This is a genomic window from Actinoplanes sp. NPDC051851, from assembly GCF_040681165.1.
Lineage (GTDB): Bacteria > Actinomycetota > Actinomycetes > Mycobacteriales > Micromonosporaceae > Actinoplanes.
The window spans coordinates 17,093-29,032 of the sequence record NZ_JBFAYF010000032.1 but is presented as its reverse complement, the minus strand read 5'-3'; the positions used below and the strand labels follow the sequence as shown (position 1 = coordinate 29,032).

The 11,940-nt window shown below is 69.1% G+C and carries 12 protein-coding genes; 10 read left to right on the top strand and 2 right to left on the bottom strand.

Annotation, left to right across the window (positions count from 1 at the left end; all coding sequences use genetic code 11):
• The first annotated feature begins 12 nt into the window (after window positions 1–12).
• From AB0M08_RS27535 to AB0M08_RS27500, 8 genes are all read left to right on the top strand, one after another.
• Entirely contained in the window at window positions 13–669 is a 657-nt protein-coding gene (locus tag AB0M08_RS27535) for an ATP-binding cassette domain-containing protein (protein ID WP_364499010.1), read from the top strand.
• A 209-nt stretch (window positions 670–878) separates the two neighbouring features.
• A complete protein-coding gene (locus AB0M08_RS27530) occupies window positions 879–1,184 on the top strand; it encodes a hypothetical protein (protein WP_364499007.1) in 306 nt (101 codons plus the stop codon).
• Entirely contained in the window at window positions 1,185–1,520 is a 336-nt protein-coding gene (locus tag AB0M08_RS27525) for a hypothetical protein (RefSeq protein ID WP_364499004.1), read from the top strand.
• Window positions 1,521–1,561: 41 nt separating this feature from the next.
• Complete coding sequence (locus AB0M08_RS27520) at window positions 1,562–1,846, top strand: DUF6886 family protein (RefSeq protein WP_364499002.1); 285 nt, start codon at window positions 1,562–1,564, stop codon at window positions 1,844–1,846.
• A gap of 183 nt (window positions 1,847–2,029) precedes the next feature.
• A complete protein-coding gene (locus AB0M08_RS27515) occupies window positions 2,030–3,028 on the top strand; it encodes an ABC transporter permease (RefSeq protein WP_364498999.1) in 999 nt (332 codons plus the stop codon).
• Window positions 3,029–3,038: 10 nt separating this feature from the next.
• The gene (locus AB0M08_RS27510) at window positions 3,039–3,974 is read left to right on the top strand and encodes an ABC transporter permease (protein ID WP_364498996.1); all 936 of its coding nucleotides are present in this window, start codon (window positions 3,039–3,041) and stop codon (window positions 3,972–3,974) included.
• Window positions 3,971–6,097 carry an ABC transporter ATP-binding protein gene (locus AB0M08_RS27505; RefSeq protein WP_364498993.1) on the top strand — a complete coding sequence of 709 codons (2,127 nt, stop codon included), beginning with the start codon at window positions 3,971–3,973 and terminating at the stop codon, window positions 6,095–6,097. The genes AB0M08_RS27510 and AB0M08_RS27505 overlap by 4 nt, the downstream gene beginning before the upstream one ends.
• Window positions 6,098–6,157: 60 nt before the next feature.
• Window positions 6,158–7,873, top strand: a complete 1,716-nt coding sequence (locus AB0M08_RS27500) for an ABC transporter family substrate-binding protein (protein ID WP_364498991.1) — start codon at window positions 6,158–6,160, stop codon at window positions 7,871–7,873.
• A 51-nt stretch (window positions 7,874–7,924) separates the two neighbouring features.
• Here AB0M08_RS27500 and AB0M08_RS27495 read toward each other — a convergent pair whose 3' ends face one another.
• Complete coding sequence (locus AB0M08_RS27495) at window positions 7,925–8,530, bottom strand: hypothetical protein (protein WP_364498988.1); 606 nt, start codon at window positions 8,528–8,530, stop codon at window positions 7,925–7,927.
• 66 nt (window positions 8,531–8,596) lie between these two features.
• On the opposite strand from AB0M08_RS27495, the gene AB0M08_RS27490 reads away from it, so the two are divergent.
• Window positions 8,597–9,550, top strand: coding sequence for a MerR family transcriptional regulator (locus tag AB0M08_RS27490; protein ID WP_364498986.1), 954 nt, complete (start codon window positions 8,597–8,599; stop codon window positions 9,548–9,550).
• Between the two features lie 68 nt (window positions 9,551–9,618).
• On the opposite strand, the gene AB0M08_RS27485 is transcribed toward AB0M08_RS27490, so the two are convergent.
• Window positions 9,619–10,647, bottom strand: coding sequence for a substrate-binding domain-containing protein (locus AB0M08_RS27485; protein ID WP_364498984.1), 1,029 nt, complete (start codon window positions 10,645–10,647; stop codon window positions 9,619–9,621).
• 111 nt (window positions 10,648–10,758) lie between these two features.
• Between AB0M08_RS27485 and AB0M08_RS27480 the strand changes: the two genes are divergently transcribed.
• Complete coding sequence (locus AB0M08_RS27480) at window positions 10,759–11,940, top strand: GGDEF domain-containing protein (protein WP_364498981.1); 1,182 nt, start codon at window positions 10,759–10,761, stop codon at window positions 11,938–11,940.

Below are 11,940 nucleotides of genomic sequence, written 5' to 3'. Positions count from 1 at the left end.
GGAGGCCGCCGCGTGAGTCTCGTCGCCACCGGGATCACCGCGGGGTATCGCGGCAGCCGGGTTCTTCAGGACGTGTCGTTCACCGTCGAGATGGGGGAGACCGTGGGGTTGCGCGGGCCGTCCGGCAGCGGCAAGTCCACACTGGTCCGGGTACTCGCGCTGCTGCACAGCCCGGAGGCCGGACACGTCAGCGTGGACGGCGAGCGGGTGACCGGGGCCCGGCACCGGGTGCCGGGCTCCCTGCGTACCCGAATCGGGGTGTTGTTCCAGAGCCCACGGGCGGCCGCCGACCCACGCCTGAGCCTGAGCGACCTGATCGCCGAGCCACTGCGCGCGACGCGCCACCCGCGCGACCGGATCGACGCCCGGGTGACCGATCTCGCCCAGCGCGCCGGCCTCACCCCCGACCTGCTGCGGCGCCGCCCACACGCGGTCAGCGACGGCCAGCTCCAGCGTGCCTGCCTGGCACGGGCCCTGATCCACACCCCGCGCTACCTCCTCTGCGACGAGGCCACGACCATGCTGGACGCGTCCACCCAGGCCCACGTCGCCGCCATGATCGCCGAGGAGAGCGAGCGCACCGGCATGGGCGTCCTCGTGGTCAGCCACGACCCGGCCCTGCTCACCCGCTGGCCCACCCGCATCGAGGACCTGACACCGCGCCGCTGACGTGCCGATTCTCCTCAGGACCATCGGCGGCCGGAATAGCGTTGCGCTCCATCTTCCGGGTTCGGCTGCGGATCCTGCTCGGAATGAGTTCGCCGGGACGATCCTCTCTTGAACATGTCCCGCTAATATCACTCGCTCGGCGCCTCGCACCTTCCAGAGACGCGCGGTGCCCGCCGGCTTGGCAGCATGAAGTGGAGAGACGGAGAGATATGGCCTCGTTTGAGATGCGACCGGACGAGATCCGCCGCTCTGGCGCAGAGCTGACCGCAGCCGGGGAGAGCTTCGCCGAAACACTTGCGCAGTTTCAGCAGCAGGCGGCGCAATTCGATGGTGCGTGGGGTGAGGACACCATCGGTACCTACATCGGCACCGCCTACATCGAGGTTGCGGCGTACGCGTTCGAATGTTGGCAGCTGATCGCGGACGAAATCGCAGATGCGGGCGACGATCTCGGCGTGCAAGCGGACCAGATCGAGGAGAACGAGCGGCAGATCGCCGAAACCCTTAGGGGCTAAGTGCCTACCGATAGCGATGAGGAAATCGTCAACGAAATTGGCGACATCCTCCTCGATCTTTTCCCTGAAGATGCTGACGCCATCATTGCAGATGCAACCGTCGACACTAATTATGCCGGGGTAAATGTTTCAGTCGTAAAGCAATCAGGTGCTATTCCTATTCCGGGTGGTCCTGGACTGTCGCGCACGGTTTATAACGTCGGCAAACTGATCCTCAAACTGCGTGAATTGATGGTCGAGGAGGGTGAGGCCGCGTTCTTCGGATTTCGTATCACCATTCAGCGTGATGGTGAATTCGATGTCGAACTCACCTACAACCAGCCCGACTACAGCTGATCTGCTCCGGGGGAGCGCCGGCGGCTCGCGTCATCGCTGTCGTGCATCGGTGGGTGCCCTCGCTGTCCCGGGCCGGGCTCGACGTTCACCGGCTCGACGTTCACCGGCTCGACGTTCACCGGCTCGACGAGGACGGGTTCGGGCTCCTCGACGACGTCGCCGGGTACTGGGTGAGCGAACAGGACGCTCGGGTGCGGGACGTTCGCCGGGTCGACGACTGCCTGGCGGCGCTGGCCGAGCATGACGTCGAGGTGTGCCTGGCGGACACGGATCGACGATGTTACCGGTCTCCGGTGGGGAATGGGAGCTTTTCTCAACTACTGTAATCAACATTTAACGATCGGTCCGAGATGTTCGGTGGTTGCGTTACGGCGGTGTGAAGAATATCCGCCTCAAGGGTTGTCTTCCGTGGCGTTACCGAATCGATCAGCCAGTTATCTAGGCGCCTTTCAATGTCTCTGCTAACGTCCCCGGCCAGTTGTAGTGATCTTCCGGGAGGCAATGGCGTAATGGGCAGGTTCCTGCTGCGCAGGGTGGGTTACCTCGTACTCCTCGCGATGGTTGCGACGGTGGTGGCCTATCTCCTCGCGGCTACGCAGTTGCATCCGCGGAGCAGGTACGAGGGTCGTAACCCGGCCCCCGCGGAAGCGGTCGTCGACCAGCGGCTCGACGAGCTCAACATGAATGACAAGACTCCGGTTGTCGACCGATTTACCACCTGGGTGGACGGGATCGCGCACGGTGATCTCGGCAAGACCGTGGACGGCGATTCGGTGAACGCGGAGATCGGCCGCCGGATGTGGGTCAGTCTGCGGCTCATGCTGATCGGGTCGATCCTCGGCACCCTGCTCGGCGTGGTGGCCGGGGCGTACGGCGCGATCAAACAGCACCGCTGGTCGGATCAGACGCTGACGGTCATCTCCTTCGTCCTGCTCTCGGTGCCCACGGTGGTGCTCGCCGTCCTGGTGAAGAACGCCGGCATCTGGTTCAACCAGGTGTCGGGGAACGCCTCGACGCCGTTCCTGTTCACCACCGGGGAGATCACCCCGGGGCTGGACACCTGGTCCTGGGCGGGTCTGGTCGACCGGGCCGGGCACCTGGTCCTGCCGACCATCGTGCTCGCGATCGGGGTGAACGGGTTCGCCTTCTACAGCCGGTACCAGCGCAACTCCATGCTCGACGTGCTCGGCAGCGACTTCCTGCGTACCGCGCAGGCGAAGGGTCTGCGGCGCTGGTCGGCCCTGACCCGGCACGGCCTGCGGACCGCCCTCATCCCGATGGCGACCTTCTTCTCCTACCAGTTCGCGCTGCTGTTCGTCGGGGCGACCTTCACCGAGAAGATCTTCGGCTGGCACGGCATGGGCGAGTACTTCGTCGACTCCATCACCAAGAACGACATCAACTCGACGGCCGGGGTGACGCTCTTCGTCGCCGTGCTGGTCCTGATCGCGGGCCTGCTCTCCGACGTGGTCTACGCCGCGCTGGACCCGCGGGTCCGGGCGAGTTGAGGAGGCCGCGATGACTGTGAACACCGACTCCGTCCTTGTCGGATCGGTCAGCCCCGATCCCGCCGACGACGGTACGCGACGGGACCGCTCGCCCTCGCGGAACCGGCTGGTACTGCGGCGATTCCTGCGTCGGCGGATGGCCGTCGCGGGCTTCGCGGTGGTCGTACTGCTGATCCTCCTCGCGTACCTGGGACCGCTCTTCTATCCCTGGAAGTACGACCAGCTGGACTTCCAGTCCTTCCAGTCGCCGCCGAGTCCCGAGCACTGGTTCGGCACCTATCAGACCGGCGGGGACGTCTTCGCCCGTACGCTGCGCGGCCTGCAGAAGTCGCTGGTGATCGGCCTGCTCGGGGCGCTGGTGTCGACCGGTCTGGCCGCCGTGGCGGGTGCCTTCGCCGGGTACTTCCGCGGTACTACGGACATGATCGTCCGGCTGATCACCGACCTGATGCTGGTGCTGCCCGGCTTCCTGATCATCGCGATCTTCTCGGCGGCGCTGCGGGACGGCAGCTGGCTGCTCTTCATCGTGCTGCTGGCCGGCTTCCAGTGGATGATCACCGCCCGGGTGGTCCGCGGCATGACGCAGTCGCTGCGGGAGCGGGAGTTCGTCCAGGCGGCCCGGTTCATGGGGGTGCCCGGCTGGCGGATCATCCTCCGGCACATCCTGCCGAACATGGCGTCGCTGTTGATCATCGACGCGACCGTCGGCGTCAGCAGCATCATCCTGGCCGAGGTCGGGCTCTCCTTCTTCGGCTTCGGCGTGCAGCCGCCGGACGTCTCGCTCGGCACCCTGATCGCCGACGGCTCCGGCGCGGCGCTGACCAACTGGTGGCAGTTCTATTTCGTGGCGGGCGTCCTGATCCTGCTGGTCCTCGCGGTCAATCTGGTCGGCGACGGCCTGCGGGACGCGCTGGACCCGAACTCCGAGATCGAGGGTGCGAAGTGACCGACGCGATGGTGGCCCCGGTGGGCTCCGCATCCGGCGTCGCCGAACCGCTGCTGCGCGTCGACGACCTGTCGGTGACGTTCCGCAGCCCGGCCGGTCCGGTGACCGCGGTGCGGGGGATCAGTTACGACGTACGCCCCGGCGAGGTGCTCGGCATCGTCGGCGAGTCCGGGTCGGGCAAGTCGGTGTCGTCGCTGGCCGTGATGGGCCTGCTGCCGCCGACCGCCGCGATCACCGGGTCCGCGACCTTCCAGGGGCGGCAGCTGCTCGGCCTCGGCGACAAGCAGATCTCCCGGATCCGCGGCAGCCGGCTCGCCATGGTGTTCCAGGACCCGCTCTCCGCGCTGACCCCGGTCTACACGGTCGGCGACCAGATCGCCGAGACGATCCGCATCCACCAGGGCCTCGGGCGCGAGGCGGCCCGGGAGCGGGCGGTCGAACTGCTCGACCTGGTCGGCATCCCGAACCCGCGGCAGCGGTCGAAGGGGTTCCCGCACGAGTTCTCCGGCGGCATGCGGCAGCGGGTGATGATCGCGATGGCGATCGCCAACGACCCGGCGCTGATCATCGCGGACGAGCCGACGACCGCGCTCGACGTCACCATCCAGGCGCAGATCCTGGAGGTGCTGCAGAAGGCCCGCGAGGTGACCGGCGCGGCCATCATCATGATCACCCACGACCTCGGGGTGATCGCCGGTTTCGCCGACCGGATGATGGTCATGTACGCCGGGCGGGTCGTCGAGACCGGCCCGGTCGAGAGCGTGTACCAGCAGCCCCGGATGCCGTACACGATCGGTCTGCTCGGCTCGATCCCCCGGCTCGACATGGGGGAGCGGCAGCGGCTGACGCCGATCGAGGGGGTCCCGCCGTCCATGGTGGCCCTCCCGGCCGGCTGCCCGTTCGCGCCGCGCTGCCCGATGCGGATCGCGGTCTGCGAACAGTCCGAGCCGGAGCTGCTCGGCGTGGTCACCGACGACGCCGGACGGCTGGCCGCCTGCCACCGCAGCACGGAGATCGCCGAGCGGGAGCTGACCGGTGCCGAGGTCTTCGCCGCCACCGCGCTGCCGGAGGAGACCGGGACGCCGCCGCTCCCGCGGGAGGAGCGGCCGGTCGTGCTGGAGGTGCGCGACCTGGTCAAGGAGTTCCCGCTGACCACCGGGGGAGTGCTGCGCCGCCGGGTCGGCACCCTCCAGGCGGTCGCCGGGATCAGCTTCGACATCCGCGAGGGCGAGACGCTGGGCCTGGTCGGCGAGTCGGGCTGCGGCAAGACCTCGACCATCATGGAGATCCTCGAGCTGGCCAAGCCGACCTCGGGGAAGATCGTGGTGCTCGGTAAGGACACCGCCGAGATGAACCGGAAGGAGCGGCTGGCGATCCGCCGCGACCTCCAGGTGGTGTTCCAGGACCCGATGGCCTCACTGGACCCCCGGCTGCCGGTCAGCGACATCCTCGCCGAGCCGCTGGCGGCGCACGGCGTCCCGGTCCCGGAGCAGCAACGCCGGGTCCGGGAACTGCTGCGGCTGGTGGGCCTGCGCCCGGAGCACGCCGACCGGTACCCCGCCAAGTTCTCCGGCGGCCAACGGCAGCGGATCGGCATCGCCCGGGCCCTGGCGCTGGAACCGAAGGTGCTGGTGCTCGACGAGCCGGTCTCGGCGCTGGACGTCTCCATCCAGGCCGGGGTGATCAACCTGCTCGAGCGGCTGAAGGGCGAGCTGGGCCTCTCCTACCTCTTCGTGGCGCACGACCTCTCCGTGGTCCGGCACATCGCCGACCGGGTGGCGGTGATGTACCTCGGGCGGATCGTCGAGATCGGTACGGCCGATCGCGTCTTCGGCGCACCGGCCCACCCGTACACCCAGGCGCTGCTCTCCGCGATCCCGCTGCCGGATCCGGTCAAGGAGCGCAGCCGCCGGCGGATCCTGCTGACCGGCGATCTGCCGAGTCCGGCCGACCCGCCGTCCGGATGCCGGTTCCGGACCCGGTGCCCCACCTTCGCCGGTGACCTCGACGCCGAGCGGCAACGACGCTGCCTCGACGAGTCCCCGGCGCTCTCCGGCCGCGAGACCCCGGCCCCGGACCACACGGCGGCGTGCCACTACCCGGCACCCGCCGCGGTGGTCTGACCGCCGGTGCAGATGAGAAAGAACAGCGCGTCAAACAGACGCCAAGGTGTGGAGGAACTGGTGAGGACATACTGGAGCGCGAAGGCGCTCCTCGCACCGATCGTCGTCGCGACCCTGATCGGGTCCGCGGCGTGCACCGGCTCGACCGGTAGCGGCACCGATCAGGGTTCGCCGCCGCCGAAGGCCACCGAGAACCAGATCAACCCGATGTCGCGCGACCAGGTCCAGGACGGTGGCACGTTCACCTGGGCGATCGGCGCGGTGCCGGCGAACTTCAACTACTTCGAGCTGGACGGCACGGACGTCTACGCCAGCGAGGTCGTCAACGCCCTGCTGCCGCAGCTGTTCACCTACGAGGCCGACGCCACGCCGGTCTGGAACAAGGACTACCTCGCCTCCGAGCCGACGGTGACGACCGACCCCAAGCAGGTGGTCACCTTCGAGCTCAACCCGAAGGCCGCCTGGGACGACGGCACTCCCATCACCTGGGAGGACCTCTACTGGCAGTGGAAGTCGACCAACGGGTCGGACAAGGCGTACAACATCTCGTCGTCCAACGGCTACGAGAACATCGAGAGCGTCGCGAAGGGCAAGGACGACAAGGAGGCGATCGTCACCTTCAAGAACAAGTACGCCGACTGGAAGGCGCTCTTCACCCCGTTCTACCCGGCGTCGACGAACAAGGACGCGAAGGCCTTCAACGAGGGCTGGCAGAAGCAGCCGCTCAAGACCACGGCCGGCCCGTTCACGTTCGACTCCCTGGACGCCACGGCGAAGACCATCACGCTGGTCCGCAACGACAAGTGGTGGGGCGACCCGGCCAAGCTCGACAAGATCGTCTACCGGGCGATCGAGCCGGACGCGCAGATCGACGCGCTGGCCAACGGTGAGATCGACTTCGTCGACATCGGCTCCAGCGCCGACACCTACCAGCGGGCGCTGTCGATCAGCACCGCCGAGATCCGCCAGGCGTCCGGCCCGAACTTCCGGCACATCACGATCAACGGCACCAGCTCCGTGCTCTCGGACGTCAAGGTGCGCCAGGCGATCGCCGAGGCCATCGACCGGACCGCCATCGCCAAGGCGCTGCTCGGCCCGCTCGGCATCACGCCGACGGCGCTCAACAACCACATCTTCATGTCCAACCAGGTGGGTTACCAGGACAACTCCGGTGACGTCGGCAAGTACGACCTGGAGAAGTCGAAGGCGGGCCTCGACGCCGCGGGCTGGACGCTCAACGGCGACGTCCGGCAGAAGGACGGCAAGAACCTCGAGATCAATTTCGTCATCCCGACCGGCGTCAAGTCCTCCGAGCAGGAGGCCCAGCTGGTGCAGAACATGGTGGCCCAGGTCGGCGTGAAGGTGAAGATCAACGCGGTTCCGGTGGAGGACTTCTTCGAGAAGTACATCACCCCCGGCGACTTCGACATGACGGTCTTCTCCTGGATCGGCACCCAGTTCCCGATCAGTTCCTCGAAGTCGATCTACGTGAATCCGGTCAAGAACGAGAAGGGCGAGCTGGACACCCAGCAGAACTACGCCCGGGTGGGCTCCGCCGAGCTGGACAAGGCGTTCGACGACGCGACCGCCGAGCTCGACCCCACCAAGGCGGCCGCGCTGGCCAACCAGGCCGACGCGCTGATCTGGCAGGAGGTCCACTCGCTGACCCTCTACCAGCGCCCCGAGCTGATCGCCACCAACAAGAAGGTGGCCAACTTCGGCGCCAAGGGCTTCGCCAGCGTCACGTACGAGAACATCGGCTTCGTCAAGTCCTGACCGTTTCCGACGGTGTGCGCCGTGCGCGGGGATGCCCTCGCGCACGGCGTGTCAGATCGGTTCGTAGGCCTCGCGGGGCAGGGCGGGACCCCAGAGCGCGTCCACGTCACCGGCGGTGAGCCGCCGCTCCACCCCGGTCTCGCCGAGCGACGCCCGGACCGCCCGCATGGCGTGCGATGACGTGAGCGCGGCCAGGCTGCCGTAGCGATCCCGGCGCCACGTCCGGTAGGCGCCGTTCGGCATCACGTAGTCGACCAGCCGTAGCGCACTCTCGGCGTGGCTGAAGAACGCGCCGTCGAACGCCAGCGCCGTCCGGTAGCAGGAGCGCACCGTCCGCGCGTACTCGAGAATCGGGCCTTTGATCGGATCGGTCTTCTGCCCGGCGAAGGTCGGATCGGCCTGCCGGGGGTCGGTGGCCCCGGCCCAGAGCGTGGCCACCAGGGCGGCCGACGCCGGGTCGTCCGGGCCGGTCAGCCGGAACGTCAGCCACTCCGCGGAGGCGGCCAGAAGACCGAGATTTCCCCGTACGGAGATCAGGACCAGCTTCCGTACGATCGCCGACTGGCTGCCGTCGCTGCTGAACCCGTGACCGAAATCGTACTGATCCGGACCCCAGGCGAAACCGATGGTCGTGCGGGCGAGGGAGGGTGGCGGCACGGAGGGCAAGCTACCACCACGGTACGGCTTGCGGCTCAAGCGACCTGAGGGCGGAGAGTGGTCGCCATGGATGAGGATCTGTACCCGATCGGACAGGTGGCCCGCCGTACCGGGCTCTCGGTCAGCGCCGTCCGCTTCTACTCCGACGAGGGCATCGTCGCGCCGGCCGGTCTCAACAGTGCAGGTCACCGATGCTACGACCTGCACGGCATCGCCCAGCTGGAGCTCATCCGCACGCTGCGCGACCTCGGCGCCGGGCTGGACGAGATCCGCCGGCTGCTGCACGGCGAGACGACCCTGCACCACCTGCTCGCCGAGCACCTGGAGCTCGTCGAACGCCAGGAGCACGCCCTGCGCGCCCGGCGGGCCGTACTGCGCGCGCTGACCCGGCAGCAGGCACCCGCGGCACGGGCGTCGCTCATGCACCGGCTCGTCACCATGTCCGATGAGGATCGCGAGCGGCTCGTCGACGAGTTCTGGGCCGAGGCGGGTGCCGGGCTGCCCGACGGCTTCGCCACGCGGCCCCGGCTGCCGGACGATCCCACCGCCGCCCAGCTGGAGGCGTGGATCGAGCTGGCCGGTCTGCTGCGTGACGGCGAGTTCCGCGCCGCGGTCCGTACCTACCTGCGCGACACGTACGGTTCCGGCCCCGGGGCGCAGTTGGCCGCCGGCCCGGTGCAGCGCTTCATCCACACCGACGGCAGCCGCCTGATGGAACAGATCATGGCGGCTCACCGCTGCGGCCTGCCGCCCGATTCGGATCATGCCCGCGCTCTCGCCACCCGGCTGGTGACCGCGGCCGGCGCGCTCACCGGCCGTCCCGACAGCACCGAGCGCCGACAGCGGCTCGCCGAGGGCTACCGGATGCTCGCCACCTTGCCGCAGAATCCCCCTTCAGGGTACGACACCACGCACGGTAGGTACGCCGCGCTGGTGATGACGATCAACGGGACGCCCCGGCCCGAGACCGTCGACTGGGCGGCACTGGGACTGTGGCTGGCCACCGCGCTGACCGCGTGACCGTTCTCAATCGCGCGGAGGTGCCTCCGTCGTGCCGTCCCCGGTGCGCGCGGCGGCCCGCGCGGCGCTCACTGAGCGTCCTCGAGTGGACGCGTGGCCGCGGCCAGGACCTCGCCGATCGCCGGGAGGTAGTACGCCCTGCGGCTCGCGTCGGTGGCGTCCCGGGCCAGGATCTCGCCGGCGTTCGCCGCGGTGACCGCGACGCCGGGGATCTCCAGCCAGCCCTCCGGCATCTCCGACTCGCGGCCCAGGTACGTCACCTGCAGTTCGGCGGCGACCGCGCCCTTGAGGAACTGCTCCGGCGAGACGAGGACCAGCTCGTCGCGTTTCACCGCCGCGATGGTGGTGTCGTCGACGTCGAAGGCCGCGGCCACCCAGGAGGCCTTCCGCCGGGCGCGGATCTCGGACAGCAGGCGCCCGTCGGCACCCACGCTGACGAAGGCCAGCGCGCCGGGCGTGGACTCGGTGACGGACTCCCACATCGAGGTGGCGGCGCCCGGCCGGTCCGCGGTGTCGAGCGGGCCGAGTACCCGGACCTTCGGCAGCCTTTCCCGCATCCGCTGGGTGAAACCGAGCGCCCGGGCGTCCAGCTGCGGTACGCCGTTGCGCGGGTTGCCGAGCACGATCCGGCCGGTGGCGTCCGCGTCGAGCCGGTCGGCGACCGTGTCGGCCAGGAGACGTCCGAGGTTCTGGTTGTCGTTGCCGATGTAGGTCAGCACGGGGGAACCGGTGACCGGCGGGGTGTCGAACGCGATGAGGTGGACGCCCTTCGCCACCGCGTCGCCGAGCGGGTCTCCGGTGGTCTCGGTGAACGGTATCGAGATGGCGATCGACCGGTAGCCCTGCGTGGTCAGGTCCGTCAGCGTGGTCGCCAGGGCTGTCGCGTCGGCGGCCGGTGGCCCGGTCACCGTGGCGGTGACGTCGGTGAACTGCCCGGCCCCGAACCGGTAGCCGGCGCTCATCTGCACGCTGAACGGCGCGTTCATCATCGACCCGAGGTAGGCCACCCGCTTCGCGCCGCCGTCGCCCGCCTGCTGATGGGCGCAACCGGTCAGCACGAGGACCAGGACCCCGGCCAGGAGACGCCTGACGTACATGTCGGTCACATCGGTCCCGCGTCGCCGGAATGTAGCGATTGACGGTGCCTCAACCCGATGGCCGCCGCGCCGATGTGTGTAGCGGATCGAACGGGAAGGGGGACCAGCGGGTTGCGGATCACAGCGCCGACCGGCAGACGTGTGCCGGCGCTCTGCGCGCTCCTCGGCCTCGTGGCCGGCTTCGTCGTGCTGGCCGTCGGCGGCATGCTCGCGGCGAACACCACCCAGCGGGCCGTGGAGACCGTGACCAGGGCCGACCGGATCACCGCGGCCTGGGACTCCACGCTCGTCCTCGTCACCCAGGAGAACGAGGCGGTCAACGACTACCTGCGTGCCCCGGACCGGGACGGCCTGTCCGCGGTCATCGCGCAGATCGGCTCGGCCGAACCCACCCTCGCGTGGCTGTCGAGCAACGCCGGCCGGGGTGACGCGCGGCGTGTCCAGCTCACCGAGAGCGGCTACCGGTCCTTCACCCAGCTCCAGCGTGACCTGGTCGCCGCCGCCGAGCAGGGCCGCGCCACCGAGGCCGCCGACACCGGCGCCCAGGTCGGCATGAGCGCCGCCGCACTCCGCAAGATGCTCGCCGCCAACCTGACCGCCCAGCGCTACCAGCTGCGTGCCGAGCTGATCGAGGTCGAGGCCACGAACACCCGGCTGCGCGAGATCGGCGTCTACGTGGTCGTGGTCGACGCCACCCTGCTCGTCATCTGCGCCGCGCTGCTCCTCGGCTACCAGCGCCGGGTGGAACGGCAGGCCGCGAACAGCCGGTACCAGGCGAGCCACGACGCGCTCACCGGCCTGGCCAACCGCCGGCTCTTCAACGACCGGCTGGAGAGCGCGGTGCACGCCGCCGTCGACGGCGGATCACCGGTCGGCCTGCTGCTGATCGACCTCGACGGGTTCAAGGCCGTCAACGACGCGCTCGGGCACCAGGCCGGCGACACGCTCCTGAAGGCCGTCGCCACCCGGATCACCGCCGCCGTACGCCACACCGACATCGTGGCCCGCCTCGGCGGCGACGAGTTCGCGGTGATCCTGCCGGCGATCTCCTCCTACGAGCAGAGCCGCGAGATCGCCGCGATCATCCTGGCCGCCGTCGAGGAGCCGGTCCCGTACAGGGACGCCACCGCCACGGTCTCCGCGAGCATCGGCATCTCTCTCTGCCCCGGCGACACCACCGACCCGGCCGTTCTCTTCCACAACGCCGACGCCGCCATGTACCACGCCAAGCGCGGCCGCCGCGGCATCGTCTGCCACGACGAGACCCGCCCGTCGGTCGCACCCGCAGCCTGA